Raw genomic sequence first — 25,524 nt, 5'->3', positions numbered from 1 at the left:
AGAGTTGCCGCGCTGCCTTACAATGATATGCACGAACCGCTACAAGGAGAATCAGCTTGCTTACGCCCCCCTTCATCGCCTCCTCACGCTTCGACGATCCACGCCTGGCATTGGAACAAGTGCAAGCCATTTACCGCAGCAGCATCGAACACCTGCGCGATGCGCTGCAGCGTTTTGTCGCCGGCGAAGACATGCACGAGCGCGTGCGCGCCTGCTACCCCTTCGTGCGCATCCAGACGGACACCGTGGCGCGCGCCGACTCGCCGCTGGCTTACGGCTTTGTCGCCGGTCCCGGCGTGTTTGAAACCACGCTGACGCGCCCCGACCTGTTCGGCGACTATTACCTCGACCAGTTCACCCTGCTGCTGAAAAATCATAACAGCGGCCAGAAGGTCCACCTGGAAGTGGGCGTGAGCGCCCAGCCGATCCCCGTGCACTTCTCGTTCGCCGAGCATGACCATATCGAAGGCAATATGGATGCGGGCCGCCGCCTGGCCATGCGCGACCTGTTCGACCTGCCCGACCTGTCGGCCATGGACGACGGCATCGCCAACGGCACGCACGAACCGGCGCATGGCGAAGCGCAGCCGCTGGCCCTGTTCACGGGTCCGCGCGTCGATTACTCGCTGCAGCGCCTGCGCCACTACAGCGGCACCTCGCCGCAGCATTTCCAGAACTTCGTCCTGTTTACCAATTACCAGTTCTACATCGACGAATTCATTCGCCTGGGGCATGCCATGATGGACCGTGCGCCCGACGCGCAAGCGCCGTCGGACGACGACGGCTACATCGCCTTTGTCGAACCGGGCAACGTGGTCACGCGCCGCGTGGGACAGACGGTGGAAAGCGAAGACGCCCTGGGCGCCGCGCCGCCACGCCTGCCGCAGATGCCGGCCTATCATTTGCTGCGCGCCGACGGCAGCGGCATCACCATGGTCAATATCGGCGTGGGACCGGCCAATGCCAAGACCATCACCGACCACATCGCCGTGCTGCGCCCGCACGCCTGGCTGATGCTGGGCCATTGCGCGGGCTTGCGCACCACGCAAAGCCTGGGCGACTACGTGCTGGCACATGCCTATGTGCGCGAAGACCATGTGCTCGACGAAGACTTGCCGCTGTGGGTGCCGATACCGCCGCTGGCGGAGATCCAGCAGGCGCTGCAAACGGCCGTGGCGGAAATCACCCAGCTGACGGGTCATGACTTGAAACACATCATGCGCACGGGGACCGTGGCCAGCACGGACAATCGCAACTGGGAACTGCTGCCGCAGCGCACGCCGGAGCGCCGTTTCAGCCAGAGCCGCGCCATCGCACTGGACATGGAAAGCGCGACGATTGCCGCCAACGGCTTCCGCTTCCGCGTCCCGTACGGCACCCTGCTGTGCGTCAGCGACAAGCCGCTGCACGGCGAAATCAAGTTGCCCGGCATGGCCAACCACTTCTACCGCGAACGGGTCGATCAGCATTTGCGCATCGGCATCCGCGCCGTGGAACTGCTGCGCCGCCAGGGCGTGGACCGGCTGCACAGCCGCAAGCTTCGCAGCTTTGCGGAAGTGGCGTTCCAATAAAAAAACGGCGCCTGCAGTTACTGCAGGCGCCGTTCTTCCTTCCCTTGCGCTTCAGTTGCCGCCGCTTACAGGAAGCGGTCGAGTATCTTCCGCGTCGTCTTGTCGATATTGAACATGTCGCGTATCAAAAAGTGGATGCCGTGGTTGTCGGCGATCAGCAGCGACGTGGCGCCGATGCGGCGGATGTCCTCCTCCCCCTTGAGCACGAACTGCGTCTCGCCCCGGTCCGTATCGACATGCCAGGTGCACGGCGTGGCGAAGCTGGAAACGCTTTTCACGCGCGCGATCTCGGGCATGAATTCGCGCCCTTCCAGCTCTTCCTGCAGCAGGCTGCGCGCCGGCTCGGGCAAGTCGTCGAGGCGATCGATCCACGCCACTTCCTTGCCATTGCCCAGCACCAGCGAAATGCCTTCGTCGGGCGACTGGATGGGGAAGGCGCGCACGGGCGCCACGCCTTCAAAGACCTGGCCGTCCGCGTCCGTCATCACCAGCTTGCCGAAAGTGTCGCGGCTTAATGTAAAAGTTGTACTGGCCATGCTTATTCCTTGTCATCCAGGGCGAGTTCGTTGTTGCGCGCCTGTGCTTCGTAGAGGCGGAAATAGGCGCCCTCTTTCGCCATCAGTTCATCGTGACTGCCCACTTCGACGACCTGACCGCGGTCCAGCACCACCAGGCGGTCGGCCCGGTGCAGGGTCGACAGACGGTGGGCGATGGCGATCGTCGTGCGGCCCTGCACCAGGTTGTCCAGCGCTTTCTGGATTTCTTTTTCCGTTTCCGAATCGACCGACGATGTCGCTTCATCCATGATCAGGATGCGCGGGTCGATCAGCAGGGCGCGAGCGATCGAAATGCGCTGGCGCTCGCCGCCGGACAGGCCCTGGCCACGTTCGCCCACCATCGAATCGTAGCCTTGCGGCAGACGCAGGATGAATTCGTGGGCATGCGCGGCGCGCGCTGCGGCGATGATGTCCTGGCGCGACGCGTGCGGCTTGCCGTAGGCGATATTTTCCGCGATGGTGCCGAAGAACAGGAATGGTTCCTGCAGCACCAGGCCGATATTGCGGCGGTAGTCGGACACGGCGAACGAACGGATATCGACGCCGTCGAGCAAAATCGCGCCTTCCGACACGTCATAGAAGCGGCAGATCAGATTGACCAGGGTACTCTTGCCCGAACCGCTGTGGCCCACCAGGCCGATCATCTCGCCCGCCTTGATGTTCAGGGTGATACCGCGGTTGACGGCCCGGTTGCCGTAGCGGAAACCGACTTCGCGCAAATCGATCCTGCCTTCGATCTTGTCCAGTTTCACCGGTTGCGCCGGTTCCGGCACGCTCGACACGTGGTCGAGGATGTCAAAGATGCGCTTGGCGGCGGACGCCGATTTCTGCGTCACGGAGACGATGCGGCTCATGGAATCGAGGCGGCCATAGAAGCGCGTGCTGTAGGCGATGAAGGCGGTCAGCACGCCGACGGTGATTTCGCCGCGCGACAATTGCCAGATGCCGAAGCACCAGATGACCAGCAAGCCCATCTCCGTCAGGAAGGACACGGTGGGCGAGAACAGCGACCAGACCTTGTTCAATTTATCGTTGACAGCCAGGTTGTGCGCGTTGGCGTCGCGGAAGCGTGCCGCTTCGCGTTTTTCCTGCGCAAACGCCTTGACAACGCGGATGCCCGGTATCGTATCGGCCAGCACGTTGGTCACTTCGCTCCACACGCGGTCGATCTTTTCAAAGCCCGTGCGCAAGCGGTCGCGCACCAGGTGGATCATCCAGGCGATGAAGGGCAAGGGCGCCAGGGTCATGATGGCCAGCCAGGGGTTCATCGACCACAAAATGACACCCGTCATGATGATCATCAGCACGTCGGAGGCGAAATCGAGCAAATGCAGCGAGAGGAAGACGCAAATGCGGTCGCTGCCGCTGCCGATGCGCGACATCAGGTCGCCCGTGCGCTTGCCGCCGAAAAATTCCAGCGACAGTTTCATCAGGTGTTCATACGTGGCCGAGCGCAAGTCGGCGCCCATGCGTTCGGACACCAGGGCCAGCACATAAGTCTTGCCCCAGCCCAGCAGCCAGGCCAGCAGGGCCGAGCCCAGCAAGCCGCTCATGTAGTACACCACCAGCCACGGGTCGATATGCTTGCCGTTTTGATACGGGATCAGCACATTATCCATCAGCGGCGCCGTCAGGTAAGGCGGAATCATGTGCGCGGCAGTGCTCAGCAACATCAGCATGAAGCCCAGGGCCAGCTGGCCACGGTAGGGATGGGCAAAGCGCCACAGACGGAACAGGGTCCAGGTCGATGGCGGCGTGTACAGTACCTTGGCACAGATCGGGCATTCTTCCTGCTCGGGCTCCAGAGGCGCCTTGCAGCTGGGACACACTTCCTGCTCCGCTTCCAGCACGGGCTGGCCCGTCAGGTGGCTGTCGAGGCGCTCGACGAACTGTTCCAGCACGCGGATCGCGTGCAGGTTCTGCCCCAAAGTGAAGCGCCACGAGGCCAGGCGGCCGTGGTCGTCGAACAATTCCAGGTGGCCGACACCGGCGTGGTCGTGGTGCGTCAGGCGCAATCCAGGACGGAAAGACCAGCTTTTCCAGGCGGTATCGCCCGGTGAACGGGCCAGCAAACGCTTCTCGGTGACAACAATTATGCCTTTTGTGAAACGTAATCGCGCATCGAGGTCAACCTCAACGCTACTTAAAACGTTCTCCCCTGGAGAAAGGTTGCTCTCCACCTCCGCCAGCCAGTGTTCCGGCAGCGAGGTGAGGGGAATAGTTGTTGCAGGAACACTCAGTTCAGTTGTCATCGTAAAGCATACTCCGGCTCAAGGCCAAGCCCTTCAGGGCGGGATTTTGGGGATGGGGCAGACGCCCGATCAATGTTTGTGTACTGCGCGATGGCGAGGTAGATGCACCAGTGGCAATTTCCTGTATTGTATCGAATGGATGCCTGCCGGTAAGGATTGGATGGCAAAACGGAGCAAAAAATGACTGGCCGTCGCAGGAAGTGCCAGGCAGGCGCGGCGCTTTTGCAACGCGGCCCAAGTACAGGGGCAAGTATACAACAGCTCGTTGTTGCGCAAATGCTCCAGCTTAGCCCGGAGTCGGTATCTTTATAACAAGTAAGGCAACAATTAGTAACAATTAGAATGACAACACCAGCAGAATACGAGAAGCAAACGCGACAAAAGACCGCTAAAAGTGGCACACTGCGCATACCCGGGATAAAGAACCAAGCAAGAGCCTGAAAAGACTCTGTAGAGCCAACATAAAGTATCTGGCGCCCAGACGCCTGGCTTGTTATCAAGAAACCACTTACATGATCAAGAAGAAGAACATCGAATTTGCCCGCGTCACCCACTTGCGCGGCCCCAACATCTGGACGTATCGCCCGGTGATTGAAGCCTGGGTCGACATCGGCGAACTGGAAGATTATCCATCCAATACCCTGCCCGGCCTGTACGAGCGCCTGGTAGCGTGGCTGCCCGGCATGATCGAGCACCGCTGCGGCGTGGGCGAACGGGGCGGCTTTTTCGAGCGCCTGCGCGAAGGTACGTGGTCGGCCCACATCCTCGAGCACGTGGTGCTGGAACTGCAAAACCTGGCAGGCATGCGCACGGGCTTCGGCCAGACGCGCTCGACCAGCCAGCGCGGCGTCTACAAGATGGCCTTCCGCACGCGCGAAGAACACGTGGGCCGCGCCGCCCTGGCCGCCGCGCGCGAACTGCTGATGGCCGCCATCAACGATGAAGCCTACGACCTGGAAGCGGCCTTGGCGCCCCTGCGCGACATGGTCGACTCGCGCTGCCTGGGCCCGAGCACGGCCAGCATCGTCGATGCGGCCACCGAGCGCCGCATCCCTTCGCTGCGCCTGAATGACGGCAACCTGGTGCAACTGGGCCACGGCGCCGCGCAGCGCCGTATCTGGACGGCCGAAACGGACCGCACCAGCGCGATCGCCGAAGGCATCGCCAGCGACAAGGACCTGACCAAATTCCTGCTCAAATCGTGCGGCGTGCGCGTGCCCGAAGGCAGCCTGGTGCGCAGCGCCGAGGCGGCCTGGGAAGAAGCGCAAGACATCGGCGTGCCTGTCGTGGTGAAGCCGTATGACGGCAACCATGGCCGCGGCGTGTCGCTCAACCTGATGACAGAAGCCGATGTGAAAGCGGCCTACGAACTGGCCGCGCGCAAGGGCGACAGCTCGGCCGTGCTGGTGGAAAGCTTCATCACGGGAGACGAACACCGTCTGCTCGTCGTCGGCAACAAGCTGATCGCGGCCGCCAAGGGCGAGTCCCTGTGGGTCGATGGCGACGGCGTCTCCAGCGTACTGGAACTGGTGAACACGCAGATCAATATCGATCCGCGCCGCGGCGAAGGCGAAGACTTCCCGCTGGGCACCGTCAAGCCGCATGAATCGGGCGAAATCGTGCTGGAGCTGCAACGCCAGGGCATGACCGCCCTGTCCGTGCCGCAGGCGGGCCAGAAAGTGCTGATCCAGCCGAACGGCAACGTGGCCATCGACGTCACGGACGACGTGCACCCCTCCGTCGTGCATGCAGCCCTGTTGGCTGCCAGAGTCGTGGGCCTCGATATCGCCGGCATCGACCTGGTCACCACCGATATCACGCGTCCGCTGGAAGAGCAGCGCGGCGCCATCATCGAAGTCAATGCCAGCCCTGGCTTGCTGGCGCACATCAAGCCGGGCGTGGGTCAGCCCCGCCCTGTGGGCGCGGCCATCGTCGATCACCTGTTCGCGCCCGAGGAAACGGGCCGCATTCCGCTGATCGGCGTGACGGGCACGCGCGGCGCCAGCCTGATCGTGCGCATGCTGTGCAAACTGCTCAACCTGTCGGGCCTGCACACGGGCGCCGTCTGCAGCGAAGGCATGTACCTGGACCAGCGCCGTGTCGTCAGCAGCGATTGCGTGAACTGGGACGCGGGCCAGCGCCTGCTGCTTAACCGCACCGTGCAGACGGCCCTGTTCGAGAGCAATCCGCGCATGATCCTGGCCGAAGGCCTGGCCTACGACAAATGCCAGATCGGCATCGTCACCGACATGGGCAGCCTCGATAGCGTCAAGGATTTCGACGTGCTCGACGAAGCAGGCCTGTACAAGGCAGTGCGCAGCCAGGTCGACGTGGTCGTGCCAACGGGCGTGGCCGTGCTCAATGCCGCCAACGCGCACGTGCTGGAACTGGCCGAACTGTGCGACGGCAGCGTGACCCTGTATGCGCAGGATGGCAGCTTGCCGGCCATCGCGGCGCAGCTGGCCGCCGGCCAGCGTGCCGTGTTCGTGCGCGGCAACCACATCGTGCTGGCCGAAGGCGGCAGCGAAACGGTCTTGCTGTGCCTGGACTTGCTGAAACCGGCCACGGCCGGCAATGTCGATAGCGTGCTGGCCGTCGCGGCGGCAGCCTGGGCCCTGAACCTGCCCGTCGACCTTATCTGCGCGGGCTTACGCACCTTCGACGCGGCACCCGGCTGCATCGGGAATTAAGACAGCACTCAAGCCCGGCCAGGACGGCCGGGCCCACAAGAACACAACAGGATTACGGTTTAATTATGGAAGTATCTCGCGTACGGGCCTTGCGGGGCCCTAACCTCTGGAGCCACGACACTGCCGTGGAAGCCATTGTTTCCTGCACCACGCAGGAACTCGACATCGCCCAGCTGCCAGGCTTCGAAGCCCGCCTGCGCGCGCGCTTTCCGCAACTGAGCCCGCTGCAACCGCTGGGCAACTACAACGCCGCGCCGATGGCGCAGGTGCTGGAACTGGCGGCGCTGGGCCTGCAGGCGCAAGCCGGCTGCCCCGTCACCTTCAGCCGCACCACGCCGACCCTGGAAACGGGTATCTTCCAGGTCGTCGTCGAATACTCGGAAGAAGCCGTCGGCCGCCTGGCCCTGGAACTGGCGCAACAGCTGTGCCGCGCAGCGCTCGACGATGCACCGTTCGACCTGGCCGGCGCCCTGCACCAGTTACAGGAACTCGATGAAGACGTGCGCCTGGGCCCCTCCACCGGCGCCATCGTCAACGCCGCCGTGGCCCGCAACATCCCGTTCCGCCGCCTGACCGAAGGCAGCCTCGTGACGTTCGGCTGGGGCAGCAAGCAGCGCAAGATCCAGGCTGCCGAAATGGACGGTACCAGCGCCATTGCCGAAGCCATCGCGCAAGACAAGGAACTGACGAAAAAACTGCTCGATTCGGCCGGCGTGCCGGTGCCGCAAGGCCGAGTCGCCGTCGACGCCGACGACGCCTGGGCCGCCGCCTGCGAGATCGGCTTGCCGGTCGTCGTCAAGCCTAAGGATGGCAACCAGGGCAAGGGCGTGACCGTCAATGTCACCACGCGCGAACAACTGACGGCCGGCTTCCTCGCGGCGCAGGAATTCCGCGACGACATCCTCGTCGAGCGCTATCTGCCGGGCCACGATTTCCGCTTGCTCGTCATCGGCAACAAGATGGTGGCAGCAGCCCGCCGCGACCCGCCGCAAGTCGTGGGCGACGGCCAGCACACGGTGCGCGAACTGGTTGACCAGGTCAACCTGGACCCGCGCCGCGGCAGCGGCCACGCCACCTCGCTGACGAAAATCCGCTTCGACGACATCGCCCTGGCCAGCCTGGCCAAGCAGGGCTATGTGGCCGAATCCGTGCCGCCCGTGGGCCAGCGCGTGATTTTGCGCAACAACGCCAACCTGTCGACGGGCGGCTCGGCCACCGACGTTACCGTCGACGTGCACCCGGAAGTGGCGGCGCGCGCCGTCGCGGCCGCGCACATGGTGGGCCTGGACATCTGCGGCGTGGACGTCGTCTCCGAGAGCATCTTGAAACCGCTGGAAGAGCAAAATGCAGGTATCGTCGAGGTGAACGCCGCGCCGGGCTTGCGCATGCACCTGGCGCCGTCGTTCGGCAAGCCGCGCCCCGTAGGTGAAGCCATCATCGCCGCCATGTTCGCCGAGGGCGACGATGGCCGCATTCCCGTTGTCGCCGTCACCGGCACCAACGGCAAGACCACCACCGTGCGCCTGATCGCCCACCTGCTCACCACCTCCGGCCTGCGCACGGGCATGACCAACACCGATGGCGTGTACATCGAAGGACGCCAGATCGACAGCGGCGACTGCAGCGGTCCGCGCAGCGCGCGCAACGTGCTGCTGCACCCTGACGTGGACGCGGCCGTGTTCGAGACGGCGCGCGGCGGCATGCTGCGCGAAGGCCTGGCGTTTGACCGCTGCCAGGTCGCCGTGGTGACGAATATCGGCGCGGGCGACCACCTGGGACTGAACTACATCACCACCGTGGAAGACCTGGCGGTGCTGAAACGGGTGATCGTGCAGAACGTGGCCGACAGCGGCGTAGCCGTCCTGAACGCCACCGACCCTGCCGTGGCGCGCATGGCCAAGAATTGCAGCGGCACGGTGACCTTCTTCGCCGCCGACAAGACGCACCCCGTGATGGCCACGCACCGCGCGCAAGGCAACCGCGTGGTGTACGTGGAAGACGGCAAACTGGTCGCCGCCCAAGGCAAGGAACGCCATGAAATCGCCCTGTCGCAAGTGCCGATCACGCGCAACGGCGCCATCGGCTTCCAGGTCGACAACGTCATGGCTTCTCTGGCCGCCGCCTGGGCCGTCGGCCTGGACTGGAAAACCATCGCGCTGGGCCTGAAAACCTTTGCCAATGAAGCCGACAATGCGCCGGGCCGCTTCAATGTGTTTGACTACAAGGGCGCCACCCTGATCGCCGACTACGGCCACAATCCGGACGCCATCCTGGCGCTGGTGCAAGCCGTCGAAAGCATGCCGGCCAAGCGCCGCCTTGTCGTCATCAGCGGCGCCGGCGACCGCCGCGACGAAGACATCCGCCAGCAGACGGAAATCCTCGGCGCCGCCTTCGACGACGTGCTGCTGTACCAGGACCAATGCCAGCGCGGCCGCGCCGACGGCGAAGTGGTGGCCTTGCTGCGCCAGGGCTTGAACGGCGCCAAGCGCACCAGCCATATCGATGAAATCAACGGCGAATTCGTCGCCATCGACAAGGCCCTGGCGCGCTTGAACGAAGGCGATCTGTGCCTGATCCTGATCGACCAGGTGGAAGAAGCGCTGGCGCACATCGCCAAGCGCGTCGCCGAAGCGTAAGCGCAGCCTCACGGCATGCAAGGGCGGCCTGCGGGCCGCCCTTTTTATTGCCTTGTGAAATCTATCCGGCAGTGGAGTGATCTGGCACAAAGTGGCGCCGCCGGCGCGCTTTTATGCTGGCAGCCTGACTAGCGAACCCGGCGGGGACAGCATGCGTGATGCACAGCAGGTCGATGCACAGTTATTTCAACCCGACATCCCGGTGCGGCTTGACATGCGCACGGCGGCACTGGTCGAGCATGCACTGGCCTTGCAGGAAATGGCTGGCACGGGCGCCGCCGCCCTGTTCCTGCATTGCCACGACGTGCCGCTGCCCACCGCCTTGCGCGTGCTGACGACGGGACCGCGCCGCCAACCGGCCGGGCCGCACCTGTTTGCCCGCCTGCGTCCGCGCACGGCTGCCCTGGTGCAAGGCTAGCAGCTACCGGCGCGCTGACGAATCCTGTACCATCGCCGCAAGCTATTAATCTGAGGCACGACGATGCAGGCAGCGACACCCCACGACCCCTATGCGGCACTGATGGCCCTGATCAAGGCGCGCCATGCGGAGCTGAGTCCGCAATTCCAGGCCGGCGCCCGCTACCTGGCCGACCATCCGGACGAGGTGGCCGTGTCATCGATGCGCAGCATTGCCGCACGTGCCCAGGTGCAGTCGGCCGCCCTGGTGCGCCTGGCGCAGCAACTGGGATTTGCCGGCTGGCCGGAACTCAAAGCCATCTTCGTGGAGCGCCTGCGCGCGGGGCCAAGCGGCTACGCGGCAAAGGCCGGTGCGCTGGCCGGCAAAGAAGGGAAAGTGCGCGACCTGGTCACCGAAGTGTTCACGGTGCAGCAGCGCAACCTGGCCGCCACGGAAAGCGCCAACCACGCCGCACTGAACGCGGCCGCCAATCTGCTGCAGGCGGCGCCCCGCGTGCACGTGGCCGGCTTTCGCGCCGCCCACCCTATCGCGTATACCCTGCACTACCTGTACCGGCTGCTGCGCCCCAGCGTACAGCTGCTGAGCGGCCAGGGCGGCACCCTGGAAATGGACTTGCGCGCCCTGCAGGCGGGTGAAGCCGTCGTCGTCGTCAGCTTCGCGCCGTATTCCAGCGAAGCGCTGCTGGTGGCGCAGATGGCGCGCCAGGCCGGCTGCCAGGTGCTCGCCATCAGCGACAGCGCCATGTCGCCGCTGGCCCTGCAGGCCGACGCCAGCATCGTCATCGCCGTCGACAGCCCCTCGTTCTTCCCCTCCATCGTGGCCGGCGTCGCGGCCGTGGAAAGCCTGGTGGAATTGCTGGTGTCGCGCGGCGGGCCGGATGCCGTCACGGCCATCGGCGCGGCGGAAAGCCAGTTGCGGGCGCTGGGTGCTTACGCAAAAACATCAACTGATGTAATTTCATAAAAAATACATCGAACGTTGCAATTTGGTGCGGCGCATCCTATAATCGGCCCTCTCCCCTTGCCGATAAGAAAGCGATGCCATGAGCCATGTCTTCCACCGCAGCTTGAGTAGCAGCTATCCCGTCGCCATTGGCGGCGATGGCCCTTACCTGATCGATGCGGATGGCAAGCGCTACCTGGACGCCTGCGGCGGCGCGGCCGTGTCTTGCCTCGGCCATTCGGATGCAGCCGTGATCGCCGCCGTGCAGCAGCAGATTGCCAGCATGGCGTACGCGCACAGCTCCTTCTTTACCAGCGAACCGATGGAGCAGCTGGCCGATTTCCTCGTCGCCCGGGCACCAGCCGACATCGACAGCGTGTATTTCGTCTCGGGCGGCTCGGAAGCGGTGGAAAGCGCGCTCAAACTGGCGCGCCAGTATTTCGTCGAGCGGGGCCAGCCGCAACGCCGCCACATCATCGCGCGCCGCCAGAGCTACCACGGCAACACCCTGGGCGCCCTGGCCACGGGTGGCAACGCCTGGCGCCGCCAGCAGTTCGAGCCGCTGCTAGTCGACGTGATGCATGTGTCGCCATGCTACGCCTGGCGCGACCAGCGAGCCCATGAAACGGATGCTGACTACGTTGCGCGCCTGGACCAGGAACTGGAAGACAATATCGCCGCACTGGGCGCGGACAAGGTCATGGCCTTCATCGCCGAACCCGTCGTCGGCGCCACGGCCGGCGCCCTGCCCGCCGTCACCGGCTACTTCCAGCGCATGCGCGAGATCTGCCAGCGCCACGGCATACTCCTGATCCTCGACGAAGTCATGTGCGGCATGGGACGCACGGGCAGCCTGTTCGCCTGCGAGCAGGAAGGCATCACGGCCGACCTGATCTGCGTCGCCAAGGGCCTGGGCGCCGGCTACCAGCCCATCGGCGCCGTCATGGTATCCAAAGACATCCGCGACACCCTCCGCGCCGGCACGGGCTTCTTCCAGCACGGCCACACCTATATCGGCCACGCCACCGCCTGCGCCGCCGCCCTGGCTGTGCAGCGGCAAATCGAGGAACGCGATTTGCTGGCCAACGTGCGCGCCATGGGCGACTTGCTGCAAGAGCGGTTGCGCCAGCGCTTCGACGACCATGCGCACGTGGGCGACATCCGTGGCCGCGGCCTGTTCCTGGGCCTGGAACTGGTGCAGGAGCGCGCCAGCAAGCAGCCATTCGACCCGGCCCGCCGCCTGCATGCGCGCATCAAGGCGCACGCCATGCAAGACGGACTGATGTGCTACCCCATGGGCGGCACCATCGACGGCCAGCACGGCGACCACATCCTGCTGGCGCCGCCCTACATCATCAACGCCAGCCATGTCGATGAAATCGTCGACAAGCTGAGCATGGCTATCGACGCCAGTCTGCGCTAAGCGCGCCCGCTGTTGCCCACCGTGGACATGAGGCTGGCGCCGCAGCTGGTCTTGTGCCCGTCAAAGGCCACGGGCACGCCATCGATCAGTACCTGCGGATCGCCCTCGGCAATCACGCAGCGCACATGACCTTTTATCGGGCAAACGCAAGGGTCGCCCTTGCGCGCCACGGCCACGCCCAGCACCGTACTGTTCGGTGCCGCGCCCACCACCTTGCCACCATGGCTGGTGGGGTCGTTCAAGCGAATCACGCCACGCATGTTTTTCTCCCTGGATAACTAAAGCACTTTATTGCGAAAACCCCTGGTAATACTCGGGCGCATCGTAGCGCAAGCCCCACCAGGGCAAATACGCATGGTTGCCGCCGCGTGCACGGAACCACGGCTTGTCGGGCCGGATCGGCCGCGCGACGGCGGGCGGCGCCACCACCAGCGCCACGGGAGCAAGCAGGTCGCTGGTGCCGGCCACCAGCACGGGCTTGCCGAAATGGTGCGCGTAAGCGATGCCCAGCGCCACGTTCGTCAGGGCCGTGCCCGCACCCGTCTCGCCCAGCACGGCGGTCAAATTGAAGCTTTGCTTGAGGAAATCGAATTCCGGCAATTGCAGAGTGAGCGTCTGCGCCAGCGCACCCAGGCGTTCGGACGAGTCCTGGTGCGTATTGCCGGCGTCATGGATGAGATAGCCAATCCCGGTCTCGGCTTGATTGGCCTTCGCCGCAGCCTCTTCGATGGCCGCCGTCCACGCCTGCACCATGCGGGGCGGTTCGCCCTTTTTGACTTCAAAATCGGCAACCTGTTTGCTACTCGGATACCCGAGCCACGCCAGTGGCGCCCGCTCCGTCTTGTAGTCGGGGCCGGCTAGCACCAGCAAGACAAGGTTCTCGTTGATCTGCCGGTCCAGGGGCCGGCTGGGCGCATCCCAGTTCATGGCCCAGACGGTTTCCTTGGGATGGGTTTGCAGGTAATCGAGCGCCGCGGAAAGTGAAGTAAAACCGGCGTTGGGACCGCCCATGGTGACGCGAACGTCGGGGAGCGTAGAACGCGCCCAGAGTGTAGGGAAGTTTGGGTTGCCGATGGTAAAGGTACGACGAACATAGTCCTGCACGAAGGCTCCAGCATCAGTCGGGTCGAGTTTCCCTTCAGGAATGGCGTATTCAATATGAATGCCAGCCAATTCACGCCAGCGTGAACGATTCTCGGCCGAATGAACGTTATAAAAGTATTCGGGGTCGGAATAGTAAATGTCGTGGAATAAATTCATAATTTCGCGAATATATTTTCGATGATAGCCACGAAATGTTTCTTCACCTTCATTACCTGCGACAACAGGTGACACAGCCTGCAAACTGGAGTACTTTTTGGAATTCGCCTTGACCATGTCATCGTCAGAGTTTGGCTGCACCAGTCCTAAAGTCCACAGCAACTGCCATTGAGTAGGATAGTCACGTCGCTGTAACGGATTCAGCCATTGGACGCCTACCACCTGCGCCATATAAGGTTGTTTTTCCGCTTCGGATATTGCTGTGACAGCATTTGACGACGTTGTAACGTTTGAACGCAAACGCACACAGGCCGCTAGGAAAATCAACGCCAGAAAAACCATCAATGCATACAGAAAAAAGGATTTCATCATATAGAATTCTCCATTTTTAATACATATTTTGAATAGCGGCATCTGATTCATGACTAGAAAAAACAAGCAACGCAAAGTCACCCATGAGCGCGCTCACCTGACGTTGGATTGAGGTGCCGTGGCGGATTTTCACGTTTGTCGATTATTGAACTCGGCATGCAAGCTGGACCGCCCTCACACCGCGCCCAATCGCTTATCGTTAATTCGTCGATAGTGGCACTTGCAAAATACTGTTCAAAAGCCTTTGCTGAATCGGTTTCATCCAACCACTTCACCAACCTCCAATCCGCCGCCACCCTCAACCTGCGCAGCGCCTCCGGCTTGATACGGCACACGCCCACCGCCACGTCATATGCGAGCGCCCGCTCTGCGTGCATGGGGTTGGTCAGGATGGTGGAATGGTCGGTGGCATAGGCGCCGGCCTGGCCGGACATCATTTCGCCGATGCGCGTGCTGCGCCACTGCTGGTAGTCGGCGTCAGGCGTGGCGTTGGGCATTTCCTGCTGCACTTTTTGGCCCGCGGGACTTTTGCCTTCCCGTACCGCTTGCGCGCGTATCACTGCGCGCTGCTCGAACCGCAGACGCGCCTCGTCGTCGGCCGTGCCCCTGGCAATGTCCATGCGTTTGGCCTCGTCTTTTGCCGCCTGCCCCTGCAAGCCGCCGGGCGGGATGGCATGATCGGCAAGATAATCGTCGCCGGCAGTACGTTGTTTGCCCGCTTGGCGCGATTCGCCGGGCGGATCGTAGCCCTCGTCGAATTCATCGCTTTTCTGGCCAAAGCGCAAGGACTGCGGCTTGAAGGGCAGCAGCAAGTCGGGCGCGTTCAGTTCGATTTTCCAGTCTTTGTGGGGCGAAGCATTGCAGGGACTGCGGGCCAAGCCCGTTGCCACGATAAACAAGGGCGCAAACCCGACCGTCAGGATGGTGGAAAAGCGACTCTCCTGGCTGGCCTCGACGCCCTGTTTGATGGAATACATCGCAAATTTCTGCGCCGGAAACCAGAAGTCCTTGCCGTCCGGCGCAGGCTTGCGCCAGTGATCGCTCCAGTAGTGATAGCTGCCCTGCCTGCCCACCTCGAATCCCTGGGCAAACACGCGCTGCACGCACACGCCTGCGGCCTCGGTGGCAGCCAGCTCGCCGCCGTCCTTGCTGTCCTTGGCCAGCGAACCCGACAGACCGCGCCAGCCGATGCCCTCGATGGCGACGGACGACACCACCACATCGTGCGGATTGCAATAGATGGTTACCCTGCCATACGATGATTTCTTGCCGCCGCGCGCGGCGCCGGCAATCCCGTATTGCTCGCGGTCCGCCGCAGCCGAAAAACCGTGCTGCACGTTGGCCATGCAGCGGTCGATTTCCTCGTCTGTCTGCGCCTCGCCCAGGCTGGCGCGCTGGCGGATGATGGCAAAGAAATTTTTCAAGGTGGCTATGCGCGCCTGCACCGTCACCCTGCCCGTGCTGCCGTCCGCCGCGCGTAGATTGCTGGCCACCCAGTTCTCGGCGCTATTGCGTTTCGCCAGGCTGTACGGGGAATTGCAAATGACATAGTTGTCGGCCACGCAGGGAAAGCTGTTCTTCACCTTGGGCAGGCGCGCGCCGAGAAAAGCCGCCGCCATCGCCACCATCGTGCCCTGGCTGTGGCAGACGATGGTGACCGGTACGTCGGCCTGCTGTTGGCGGATGGACTCGACCAGCCTGGCCAGACGATAGGCGGCCAGCACGAAATACGTGCGCGGCGGGCAGCTGTACACTTGCCGTTCCGAAAAGGGATTCATGTGCTGGATGGTGTTCCACAAAAATAGATCCTCGCTCAGCCCTTCCTTCCACAAGTCCGCCAGCGCGCTGCAGCCATTGGCAAACGGCCCGCCGCCCCAGTAATCCTGTTCGTTCAGGTAGATGCCCTTGCCGTATTTTTGCAGTTCCTCGCCCGAAGCCTTGTAGCCCCAGCGAAAACGGATCACGGGAGAAAAAGTGCCGGCATCGCGGATCAAGGTATCGGCCGACATTTCTGGATGGAGAAAGCCTTCGGCCGTGATCTCGGCGCCATAGCTGACCGCCTTCAGTTCGCCGCCCTCCACGCCACGGTGCTGCATATGATGGCAGGAACGTTTGAGGCGCTCGTTGAGGCCGTTGCACAGCCCCTCTTCGGCTGCCGCGTACCACTCGCCATCGGAATTAACGCCGTGCACGAAAATAATGACGCCGGGCAGCGGCAACTGCTGCTGCACTTCATAATCGCTGATCTGGAAATTGGCGTTGCAGGAAAACTGGCCGAGGAGATCGATGTCAGGGTCGTCGCACAGCGGAGGGTGGGGGTCAAACAGCATGGTGTGCTCTCCAATGTCGGGGTTCAGGAACGGCGGCGGAAGAAAAATCCCTTCAGCCGCTGCAGGTGATCGGTTTCCACCTTCGGCCCGCGCCCGTCGGCACCGCTGACGCCCATCATGGGGACGTCGCCTTCGCGCTCGATGTGCACTTCCACGCCTTCGACGGGCAAGCCATCGGTGGGACGCAGCAAGCGCGGCACGCGACCCAGTTCGCCTTCGCCGAAGGTGGGCAGTGCCGCCTTCATGCTGGCAGGGCCGTTCCAGTGGTGACCGTCGGTTTTGACCGTCAGCGCGCCGGGCCCGCCCAGCTCGACCGCACCGCCGGACAGTTTCAAGTAGGCGCCGCCCGCCGTCATGAAGGTGATCTCGTCCTGCGCCACGCCGACCAGGCGCGTGCCGGCCGTCAGGCGGATGTCCTTGGCGGCATCCGCCTGCAACTGGTCGTGCTGGCTTTGCAGCAGGAACTTGCCGAAATGGGCCACCTGCACGATGCCGTCCTTGTGCGCGAACAGGGAAATACCCTTGCCCGCGTTAACGTTGCAGCGCTGGGCCGCGCTCAGTTGCAAATGCTGCTGTGCCACCAGGTCGATATTCGTGCCCGCATTGCCGGCGATGGTTCTGGGCGTACTCAGCGCCACGCCCTCGGGCGCCGTGATGCTGACGGCGGACTGATCGGCGGCAATGGCTGCCCCCAACGCCTTGCTGCCGGCCGCGTCCAGCGCCAGCGCCTGGTGCTGCGCGGCAAACTCGCCCAGGGAACTAAATAATTCCAGGCATTCCTGCATCACGGCGGCATGTTCGCTGCTATCGAGTTGCTTGCCGCTGGCGCCCAGCTGTTTCCAGGCCGAAATCAACAGCGAGCGGGCCGTGCGCACGCTGCCGCTGGCGTCGCTGCGCAATTCAAAGCCGTCACCGCGCTGCTGCCCTGCCCCGTCGCTACGCGGCTCGGTCAGATAGCCGAGATTCAATTGCGTGGCCGCGTGGTCGCTGGCCAGCTGTGCGCTGATCTGCGACGGCGTGTCGTCAAAGCACAGCTGGTTGCCGCGCCCGCCCCGCACTTCGCGGCTGCGCATGCCGGACAGATAACGGTTGCCCGGCAAGGCGCCGCGGCTGCTCAAGCCGGGCGGCACGCCCACGGCGTTGTACAGTTGGCCGACGATGATGGGCCGGTCCGGGTCGCCACCGAGGAAATCGATCAGCACTTCCGCGCCGATGCGTGGCAAGCTCAAGGTGCCGCATTGTTTGCCGCTGCCCGGCCCATTGCCGGTCCAGCTGGATGCCACGCGCACCCAGGCCGAGTCGCGCTCCGTATCGGAGGCGCCGGAACCGTTGGCATGCGCGTGGTCCGGCGCGCGCGTGGAGCCAAAACGCACCTTGACACGTCCCAACGCATCGCAATGCATTTCCTCGCCGGCCGGCCCGACGACCAGCGCGCTTTGCAGGCGGACGACGGGAAAATCGCTGCGCGGATCGAAGGCAGGCACGATGGCGATGCCGCGCCGCACGCAGGTAAAACGGTTACGGTAGCGCAAGGCCGGCTGGCCATCGGCGCCCGTGCCTTGCGCCAGGCCGGCATCGCACTGCCAGCCGCTCTGTGCAAACAAGCGCCCGACCCGGGCATCCAGGCCTGTCGGCAAGTTATTGCTGGCCGCAACGCTCAAGGCCGTGATGACGAAACTGCGCTCGGCCACAGGGTGGCTATCGATGTCGGCATGCCCTTCCAGGCTGAACCACTGGCCCGCGCAAAAGTCGCGCACGCAGCCTTCCCCCTGGAAACACTTGCTGTCCATATCGTGACGCGCCATCGCCAGCTGGCCCAATTGCCGCAATTCGTCATTGCTGCCAGCGGCCAGCGGAGGCTCCACGATATAGTCGTCGAGACTGGCCGCCAGACGATTGCCATGACCGCCCTGATCCACGCCGCCGAGGGACTGCGTGACCATGAACTGCGGGCTGTGCGGGTGGCCATCGTCCCAGCTGTAGCGCTCGGACTTTCCGGGCTGCAATCGGCGCACGGCGCTCCAGGCCGTCACAGCATCCCTTTCCTCGGTGGCGTCATCTCGGTGATAGCGCACCATGCCGGCCGCGTTTTGCGCCAGGCGGCTGGCGTCATCAAACAACAGCAGGGTATGTACGGGCACGTCCGAAGCGTTCGCGCTGGCTGGCGCTCCCGCCTGGAAACACCAGGCAATGCTGCGGCGCCTGAGCAGGCGGCGGATAAAGGCAGCATCGGATTCATTGTGCTGCATCGTGAATTCGCGCACGGGCAAGCTGCGCGCCGCCAGCGCCGCATCGATGGCGAGATCCAGGCTGGCGGCGAGTACGCCATTGCCCTGCCGCCACTCGTCAAACAGCAACTGCACGATCTGCAATTCGTGCTTGTTGCGAAACACGCGCGTGTTAATGCGCTTTTCCAGCAGCGCCAGGCCGTCGCGCAGCACCAGCTGATAAGTGGCCAGGCCGCCGTCGGTCTGCCCGGCACACGCTTCGGCGACGATGCCGCAGACCCTGCGCAAATGCCCCTGGTCGGTAACGATCTGCAATTCGGCCGGCACGGCGATGAACTGTTTCAGCGGCAGATGCGCCTCGGTGGCCACGCATAGGATGCGGTACTCAATCGCGCCGCAGATGGCCTCGCTGCCGCTGATGCGCTGCGGTAGCAAGACATCCTCATTGATGCCTTCCGGGTAAGCGAGGCGCAGTCGCAGAGCGCGGTTGTCGGCAGTCAAGGCTTTGTCCACGGCCAGCCATTGCGCGAAGTCTTCCATGGTTTTCTTCCTTCCAGCATTTATCGGGGTACAGCATTTACGGCAGTTTCAGGCGGAACCATCGAATCGAATGTCGTAAAGCATGTCGTCACGGTCAGGGGTCGGCAACTTGTCGACCAAAAAAGCATCCTCGGACAGGCAGGCGCCCATGCCCAGGACGCAGGTGCGCACGTCTTCCCGGCGCAGCACCAGGCGTATTTCAAAACTCATGCCAGGCAAGCCAAACAGCGCCAGCATCTGGCGCAGGGCCAGCGCGCCTGTCCGGCCGGGCAAGAAATCCTCGTAGACATGGCGCGCCAGCGGCCCCAGCACCAGGCGCACGCGCAAGTCGGCGCGCCGGCAGCGCTCGCCCAGCATGGCGCCCTTCCCTAGTCTGGCATGCGCGGAGGCCAGCAAGGTACGCTCCTGTGGCGCGCGCCGGAACCAGGCGCCAACAAAACGCTGCAAGCGCACGGGCACGCCGAAATACTCGGCCAGCACCGCCTGCATCACGTCGGCCGCCACGGGCCGATGCCGCAGCAAGGCCGCATAATGGGCCAGCACATGCGCAGGCAAACCATCGTCCTGCCTGGCCACCTCGGCAGGCCAGGCACCCGCGAGGGCCAGTTGCAAGGGCAGGAAATCGCCGCCGTCGGCGTCTTGCTGGCATTCGATGCGGTAGCGGGCCCAGGCCTGGTAAAACAGGACCAGCGCGCGGTGCGACAGCGTATCGAGCCAGGCCCGGGGACCTCCATCGCCCGTTTGCCGCTCGTGGCGGGCGAGCGTGTCCGTGTAATGCAGCGGCAAGTTGCCATACAGGCCCAGGAAACCCAGCATCGCCGCTCGCACATGCACTTGCATATCGCCGTCCGCCTGCGGCTCCAGCCAGAGCTGTTCGATTTCGCCCGGCGCAAATGACAGCGACGCGCTGCCATGCAGGCGCAGGCAATCCTCAAACACCTGCTCCTGCGAAATGCCCTGCTGCATCAGCCAGGCAGACAGCAGGCGCACCGCCTGAAAGAAGCCTGTGCCGGACGGATCGGCCAGCAGGCGCGCGACTACACCAGCGTCTGGTTTCCATTGCGTGGCAGGCAGCACAGCAACTCCTTTCCAGTCTTTTGCGACAAGACGATCAGGCGGGTAAACGATGCCAGGTGCACATACAGCCCGAGAAAGCGTTCGATGACTTGGGCAAAGGCATGCAAGCCGCTGCCGACAAAGGCTTCTTCGTCGACGGACAGCAGGACGTCGATGCCGAAGACCAGGCTGCCGCCCGCCTCATCGTGCAGCCAGGTACTGGCGGCGCGCTGGCGCAGTCCGGTCATGCCCGCGATCTGGCGCGCGGCACTGGCCGAACCCGGCAAGTTGTACAACTCGAGTATTTGCTTGAAGAGCGGCAAGCCCTGTTCATTCAGCGACTGATGGTTCAAGGATAATTGCGCGATCAAGCGCCAATGCGACGCCGCACCCGCAGGAAAACGGCACGGCGCGCCGGGTTTGCGCAGCAGGCGCACCGGCAAGGCGCTGGCGACGCCGTCATGGTGCAAATCACCCGCGGCATTGCCGAACACCAAACGACTTGGCAAATCACGGTTGCTGCAGGTCATCATGATGGAGACCGTTTGCGTCGCGTCGCGCAGCGGCTGCATGGCGCCGTCGACAAAGGCGATGCGCATGTCGTAACCGGGATTGGTCAGCGCCATGTCTTCGTCGCGCCGCATCACCCAGTAGCGCCCCTGGCGCCCGCCCGCTTCGCCATGGCGCATGGAATAGAAAGGGTGAAACGCATCGAGTGCGCCACCGCTCTCCGTTTCACTGAGGACATGCACGCTATCGACCTTGTAAATATCGTAGCAATGCGCCTGCCGCACCGATGGCAGCAGCACATGCTCGGCGCTCGCGTGCGTCAGGCGAATGGGATTGGCCGCCTGGCGGAACAGGTTGACGACGGGAGTGCATCCCGTCAGCAGATGCCTGGCGGACAGGGGCCGCAGGATGCGCGCGATATCTGCATCGGCCTGTACGTCGGCCAGCAGCAGGTGTACGGTGCAGCGCCGGCAGGCTGGGGGCAGGCGCTGCTGCAGCGCGGCCAGGTCCAGGTCGACGAAATTGAATTTATCCGGAAAGGCAAACCATTCGCCCAGCAGACGGTAGGCGGGGTGCGAGGCAGCCATGGCCGGCATCAAGGCATCCTCGGCGGCAAAGCCGACCGGATGCAAGGGCACTGCGTCCAGCGCATGCCAGACGCCATCGACTTCCACATAGGCACAACGCGCAAGCAGGAACAGGCTGTCGCGCAAAGTGGCGCAAAAGGAAGGCTCGCCGTCGAGGAACAGGCGCAGCGCCGGCAGCGGCAGCCTGTCCAGAGTGGACGTGGCGCCCGTCGCTTCGAGCGTGATGCTGATCGCCGCCCCCAGATCCGGTGGCAGGCGCACTGCGGGCGGCGCCGCCACGATGGACTGGAAGCGCACCTCAGCCAGACGCAGCGGCGCCACAACGACATCGTAGGCGGTGGTGAACTTGCAGGCAACGCCCTGATGTTCCGCAGCATGCATGACCGTGCCGCGCGCAATGGTGGCCAGCTCGCTCACCGTGGCAGCGTCGTTATCGATGCGGGCAATGGCGCAGGCAGGAAACGGGCGCAAATAATGAGGAAAGTTCACTTCCAGCAAGGTTTCGCTGAAGGTGCCGAAGCCATCGGCCAGCCGCTTGGCCGTGCGCGCATTGAACATGGCAAACGCCTGCAGCATGCGCGCCAAGTGCGGATCGTGGGTGCTGCCCAGGTCACCGCCCACGATGCCCAACGCGCCGGCGATGGCCGGATAGCGCCGGGCAAACGCCTGATTGTGCGCATGCAAGGCGCCCAGTTCGCGCTCGTAATATTGCAGCAACTCATCCATGCCCGCTCCCATCGCCTGATCAGCACATGCCGAGGCAGCCCCATCTGCATTATTGAGGAAGCGCGAAAGAGGAATGTGAGTTTGAACAATATTGCGCGCATGCGTCGGCAAGAAATGTTATTCCGGCGCTGGCACAGCACTTTTGTTCACTCCTTGTCAATATTAATTGACTTATTCTAAACAATAGTTTTAAATCAGGAAGTTACTCAAAATCAATCATCTTGAGCATGCAGCCATCGCATTGAGCCTCTCGATGCTGGATGCCCACGTTGATGCACTCTGAAGCCAAGGTATATGGAACTGCTCGACCCCCTGCGTCAGACCCCGTCGCAAGACGACACTATCAGCGGGCACTACGAAGTGCGCCGCTTGCTGGGCGAAGGCGGTTTCGGCCATGTATTCGAAGCCTGGGATGCCAAGCTGTGCCGCAGCGTGGCGCTGAAGCGGCTGAAACCGCAAGCCGACGTGCTGCATCCGGAAAAACTCATCAATGAAGCGCGCCTGGCCGCCTCGCTCAAGCATGCCGCCTTCGTGCGCATCTTCGCCATCGAGGGCCAGGGCACGAGCCAGTCCATCGTCATGGAACTGGTCGAAGGCCAGACCCTGGGCCAGTTCATGCACAGCGGCAAGGCTGACCTGCAAGCGGCGCTCGACATCGCCTACCAGATCGCCGACGCCATGGACGAGGCGCACGCCATGGACCTCGTGCACGGCGACCTGAAACCGTCGAACCTGATGCTGGAAGCGGATGGCAAGGTACGCATCCTCGACTTCGGCCTGGCCCGCCACATCGACCCGCAAGCGACCCAAACGACCACCCTGTGCGATCTGCAGGGCACGATCGCCTACATGGCGCCCGAACGCCTGATGGGCCGCCTGCCCGACACGCGCGGCGACGTCTACGCGCTGGGCGCCATGCTGTACGAAATGCTGGCCGGCCAGCGCCACTTCGCCCACCTGAACGGCCTGGCCCTGGCCGCCGCCCACATGCAGGCGACGGAGCCGTGGCCCGACCTGCCCGACTCTGTCCCGCCCGCCATCAACGCGCTCGTGCGTTCGATGACGGCGCACGACCCGGCCGAACGGCCACGCACCATGCGCGATGTGCGCGAGGCGATCGGAAGGCGAGACGGGGAAGCAGCGACATTGACGCCACCGATCGTAGCGGTGCCATCAGTAGAGGTGGCACCCACGTTGTCCATTCGCCTGCCGATACCGCGCAAGCGCACCTTGCAAACGGGTGCAGCGGTCGTCCTGCTGACGGTGGTAGCGGCTTGGCAATGGCCAACTATAGTGCCCACTTTAAAGTCTTTTGTCACCGGAGAAGAAGCGCCGGATCCATATTCCGAAATTGCCAGCATCGCGTCTGGAATGAAGGCGTTGCGTGCATTTGATCGTGATAGCAGCCAAAAGCAGGCGATCGAAGATTTCAGCACCGTACTTAAACACAATCCTGAACATGCAGCTGCCAATGCAGGCCTGTCGCTGGCTTTCACGCTACGCTATATGGGTACCAGCCGCGACGAAACCTGGTTGCAACGCGCGGATGTCGCTGCGAAACAGGCATTGACTACAGACGACCAATTAGCTTTGGCCCATGTGGCGCAGGCATGGGTTCTTGAACACCATGGCGAACGTGCGCAAGCACTGCAAGAGATCACCACCGCATTGAATCTGGACCCAAGCAATGCACTCGGCATGTACGGCAAGGCGCGCTTGCTTATCCAAGCACAAAAATTTGACTTGGCGCGGGAGGTAATCGATAAGGCTCTCACACTTTATCCCAAAGATACCCCTTTCATTTCGATGCTGGGCAGAATGCACTACAACCTCGGCAATTACACCGAAGCTGAAAAACTGTTTCGAACGGTGATAGAGATGACTCCTCAGGTGGCGGAGACATATGCCCAGCTCAGCGCCACGCTTGAACGCCTGAATCGTAGCGATGAGGGCCTGCATGTTCTGCAACAGGGACTGCAAGTGCATCCCGACTGGGAGCTATACACCAACCTGGGCAACGCTCTGTTTAATCGGGGCGACTATCTGGGGGCGGTACAGGCATTTAAAAATGCCGTATCGGAAAACAAAGGCAATCCTGGCAACTACCTGCTATGGGCAAACCTGGCAGATGCTCAACGCTGGGTTCCCGGCCAGCTTGAGTTGTCGCGCGACTCATATCGTCGTGCGATCACTTTGATTAAAGTCGTCCTGAAACGCATGCCTGACGACCCGAAAGCCCACTCGCGCCTCGCGCTGTATTCAGCCTATGCGGGCTTGCGAGACGATGCGCTGGAGCACTTAGCACAAGCAATCCGGCTTGCTCCCACCTTGCCAGATACGTTTTTCAGGGCGACGCTAACCTATGAGCTGACAGGTAGGCGCAACGAAGCGATCGCAACACTAAGACAGGCCATAGCGCTTGGCTACCCTCTCAACCTGATCGAATCTTCCCCTGATCTGTTGACACTCCGGCGAGATGCTCGCTACCAGAAGCTACTTATTGACATGGAAAGAAAGCAGAAAACATGACGTACGAAAAACCCTGGATGAAGTTATCTATCCACTTTGATGCAGACCAGATCACCAACCAACTCGACTATGCATTTACGTCCTGCGACGGCAGCGCTGACCCGCGCCACGGCCCCTACATGGGTGGAGTACACTTCCAGCAGGGCCAACACGTTTATCTGGAAGTCAATTGCTGTGGCAGCAAAGACAGTGGTTTCACATCCTTCCAGATTGTTGATTGTTGCCTAATCAGCGTACCTCAGCTGACCCAAATCGGCCCCGATGTCCCTACACGCTACTCCCTGCCATCACCCTTCCTGCAATCGATCGGCGCCACGTATCAGGTGCCATTGGATTTCGAGTCCCATTTATTACCGCCTGATCCAGCCCTGCCCGATCTACGCCGCATTCGCCAAGAGTGGAAACACAATCTTGACGTCGGCCAGAGCAAGGGTCGCTGGGAACTCTCGTTCGTATTGACAGTACGCATCATCCGCGGCGAACAAGACTTGCCAGAATTGCGCGTATTCAGTTTTGATCCTGAGGCTTCGGTAGGTGGGCGAGTCGAGATGTAATCTCTACAGTCCCAGACAAACGATTTGCCTCCAGCCGTGAGTGAATATCGAATAACGGCAATTCAGGTTCAGAAAATCTGGGGCGTACGACGGCAACAGCTACTGGACCTAAGCCTGAAGCCCGTCAATATGCAAACTTTCAGTTCTACCATCAGCTAGATACCCGAAGCCGCGCCCCCTCCACCGGCGCGGCTTTTTCACATCCGCACGCAATACGCCGCCCCGCCTGCCGAAAGCGGTAAAATGACGGCCTTGGACTCAAGCCTCGCCTGGCAGCGCGGCCTTGAACGCACACAGCACCACCCACAGCCCGGCAGGCACGCCTTTCCCTGCCGCCGGACCA

16 protein-coding genes are annotated in these 25,524 nt (G+C 62.8%); 8 read left to right on the top strand and 8 right to left on the bottom strand.

What is annotated here, in order from left to right; translation table 11 throughout:
• The first annotated feature begins 56 nt into the window (after positions 1–56).
• The gene (locus C8C89_RS11055; RefSeq protein ID WP_101482300.1) at positions 57–1,571 is read left to right on the top strand and encodes an AMP nucleosidase; all 1,515 of its coding nucleotides are present in this window, start codon (positions 57–59) and stop codon (positions 1,569–1,571) included.
• 65 nt (positions 1,572–1,636) lie between these two features.
• On the opposite strand, the gene C8C89_RS11050 is transcribed toward C8C89_RS11055, so the two are convergent.
• Together C8C89_RS11050 and C8C89_RS11045 are read right to left on the bottom strand one after the other, a co-directional pair.
• Complete coding sequence (locus C8C89_RS11050) at positions 1,637–2,107, bottom strand: DUF1854 domain-containing protein (RefSeq protein WP_101482301.1); 471 nt, start codon at positions 2,105–2,107, stop codon at positions 1,637–1,639.
• 2 nt (positions 2,108–2,109) lie between these two features.
• Positions 2,110–4,380 (bottom strand): ABC transporter ATP-binding protein, encoded by a 2,271-nt coding sequence (locus C8C89_RS11045; RefSeq protein WP_101482302.1) that lies wholly within the window; start codon positions 4,378–4,380, stop codon positions 2,110–2,112.
• A 512-nt stretch (positions 4,381–4,892) separates the two neighbouring features.
• Here C8C89_RS11045 and cphA (C8C89_RS11040) point away from each other — a divergent pair.
• The 5 genes from cphA (C8C89_RS11040) to C8C89_RS11020 all read left to right on the top strand — a co-directional run bounded on the left by cphA (C8C89_RS11040) (position 4,893) and on the right by C8C89_RS11020 (position 12,489).
• A complete protein-coding gene (gene cphA, locus C8C89_RS11040; RefSeq protein WP_101482303.1) occupies positions 4,893–7,070 on the top strand; it encodes a cyanophycin synthetase in 2,178 nt (725 codons plus the stop codon).
• A 65-nt stretch (positions 7,071–7,135) separates the two neighbouring features.
• The gene (cphA, locus tag C8C89_RS11035; protein WP_101482304.1) at positions 7,136–9,706 is read left to right on the top strand and encodes a cyanophycin synthetase; all 2,571 of its coding nucleotides are present in this window, start codon (positions 7,136–7,138) and stop codon (positions 9,704–9,706) included.
• 151 nt (positions 9,707–9,857) lie between these two features.
• A complete protein-coding gene (locus C8C89_RS11030; protein WP_243857971.1) occupies positions 9,858–10,124 on the top strand; it encodes a hypothetical protein in 267 nt (88 codons plus the stop codon).
• 63 nt (positions 10,125–10,187) lie between these two features.
• Positions 10,188–11,087, top strand: coding sequence for a MurR/RpiR family transcriptional regulator (locus C8C89_RS11025; protein ID WP_133989901.1), 900 nt, complete (start codon positions 10,188–10,190; stop codon positions 11,085–11,087).
• 79 nt (positions 11,088–11,166) lie between these two features.
• Positions 11,167–12,489: an aspartate aminotransferase family protein gene (locus tag C8C89_RS11020; RefSeq protein ID WP_133989899.1), complete on the top strand. Its 1,323-nt coding sequence runs from the start codon at positions 11,167–11,169 to the stop codon at positions 12,487–12,489.
• On the opposite strand, the gene C8C89_RS11015 is transcribed toward C8C89_RS11020, so the two are convergent.
• The 6 genes from C8C89_RS11015 to tssF all read right to left on the bottom strand — a co-directional run bounded on the left by C8C89_RS11015 (position 12,486) and on the right by tssF (position 22,098).
• Complete coding sequence (locus C8C89_RS11015) at positions 12,486–12,749, bottom strand: PAAR domain-containing protein (protein WP_133989897.1); 264 nt, start codon at positions 12,747–12,749, stop codon at positions 12,486–12,488. The two genes, C8C89_RS11020 and C8C89_RS11015, sit on opposite strands and share 4 nt — an antisense overlap.
• Positions 12,750–12,777: 28 nt before the next feature.
• Positions 12,778–14,121, bottom strand: coding sequence for a hypothetical protein (locus tag C8C89_RS11010; protein WP_243857970.1), 1,344 nt, complete (start codon positions 14,119–14,121; stop codon positions 12,778–12,780).
• A 77-nt stretch (positions 14,122–14,198) separates the two neighbouring features.
• Positions 14,199–16,451, bottom strand: a complete 2,253-nt coding sequence (locus C8C89_RS11005) for a hypothetical protein (RefSeq protein ID WP_133989896.1) — start codon at positions 16,449–16,451, stop codon at positions 14,199–14,201.
• A gap of 23 nt (positions 16,452–16,474) precedes the next feature.
• Positions 16,475–19,219 (bottom strand): type VI secretion system Vgr family protein, encoded by a 2,745-nt coding sequence (locus C8C89_RS11000; protein WP_133989894.1) that lies wholly within the window; start codon positions 19,217–19,219, stop codon positions 16,475–16,477.
• Positions 19,220–19,267: 48 nt separating this feature from the next.
• Positions 19,268–20,296 carry a type VI secretion system baseplate subunit TssG gene (tssG, locus tag C8C89_RS10995; protein ID WP_166674711.1) on the bottom strand — a complete coding sequence of 343 codons (1,029 nt, stop codon included), beginning with the start codon at positions 20,294–20,296 and terminating at the stop codon, positions 19,268–19,270.
• Positions 20,257–22,098, bottom strand: a complete 1,842-nt coding sequence (tssF, locus tag C8C89_RS10990; RefSeq protein ID WP_133989890.1) for a type VI secretion system baseplate subunit TssF — start codon at positions 22,096–22,098, stop codon at positions 20,257–20,259. The genes tssG and tssF overlap by 40 nt, the downstream gene beginning before the upstream one ends.
• 294 nt (positions 22,099–22,392) lie before the next feature.
• Here tssF and C8C89_RS10985 point away from each other — a divergent pair, with 294 nt between their 5' ends.
• Together C8C89_RS10985 and C8C89_RS10980 are read left to right on the top strand one after the other, a co-directional pair.
• Positions 22,393–24,627 (top strand): serine/threonine-protein kinase, encoded by a 2,235-nt coding sequence (locus tag C8C89_RS10985; protein WP_133989888.1) that lies wholly within the window; start codon positions 22,393–22,395, stop codon positions 24,625–24,627.
• Entirely contained in the window at positions 24,624–25,181 is a 558-nt protein-coding gene (locus tag C8C89_RS10980; RefSeq protein ID WP_101482309.1) for a hypothetical protein, read from the top strand. Before C8C89_RS10985 ends, C8C89_RS10980 begins: the two co-directional genes overlap by 4 nt.
• Positions 25,182–25,524 lie beyond the last annotated feature (343 nt).

Source organism: Janthinobacterium sp. 75 (assembly GCF_004365495.1).
Classification (GTDB): domain Bacteria; phylum Pseudomonadota; class Gammaproteobacteria; order Burkholderiales; family Burkholderiaceae_D; genus Janthinobacterium.
Note: the sequence above shows the minus strand (reverse complement) of the source record. Positions and strands in the feature narration are given on the sequence as shown.

Bases quoted from the DNA above. Each gene is read 5' to 3' on its own strand.
- C8C89_RS11005 (WP_133989896.1), bottom strand. From the start codon at position 16,451: ATGCTGTTTGACCCCCACCCTCCGCTGTGCGACGACCCTGACATCGAT.
- C8C89_RS11020 (WP_133989899.1), top strand. From the start codon at position 11,167: ATGAGCCATGTCTTCCACCGCAGCTTGAGTAGCAGCTATCCCGTCGCC.
- cphA (WP_101482304.1), top strand. From the start codon at position 7,136: ATGGAAGTATCTCGCGTACGGGCCTTGCGGGGCCCTAACCTCTGGAGC.
- cphA (WP_101482303.1), top strand. From the start codon at position 4,893: ATGATCAAGAAGAAGAACATCGAATTTGCCCGCGTCACCCACTTGCGC.
- C8C89_RS11050 (WP_101482301.1), bottom strand. From the start codon at position 2,107: ATGGCCAGTACAACTTTTACATTAAGCCGCGACACTTTCGGCAAGCTG.
- C8C89_RS11045 (WP_101482302.1), bottom strand. From the start codon at position 4,380: ATGACAACTGAACTGAGTGTTCCTGCAACAACTATTCCCCTCACCTCG.
- C8C89_RS11030 (WP_243857971.1), top strand. From the start codon at position 9,858: ATGCGTGATGCACAGCAGGTCGATGCACAGTTATTTCAACCCGACATC.
- C8C89_RS11010 (WP_243857970.1), bottom strand. From the start codon at position 14,121: ATGATGAAATCCTTTTTTCTGTATGCATTGATGGTTTTTCTGGCGTTG.
- C8C89_RS11000 (WP_133989894.1), bottom strand. From the start codon at position 19,219: ATGGAAGACTTCGCGCAATGGCTGGCCGTGGACAAAGCCTTGACTGCC.
- C8C89_RS10985 (WP_133989888.1), top strand. From the start codon at position 22,393: ATGGAACTGCTCGACCCCCTGCGTCAGACCCCGTCGCAAGACGACACT.
- C8C89_RS11015 (WP_133989897.1), bottom strand. From the start codon at position 12,749: ATGCGTGGCGTGATTCGCTTGAACGACCCCACCAGCCATGGTGGCAAG.
- tssF (WP_133989890.1), bottom strand. From the start codon at position 22,098: ATGGATGAGTTGCTGCAATATTACGAGCGCGAACTGGGCGCCTTGCAT.
- C8C89_RS11025 (WP_133989901.1), top strand. From the start codon at position 10,188: ATGCAGGCAGCGACACCCCACGACCCCTATGCGGCACTGATGGCCCTG.
- C8C89_RS10980 (WP_101482309.1), top strand. From the start codon at position 24,624: ATGACGTACGAAAAACCCTGGATGAAGTTATCTATCCACTTTGATGCA.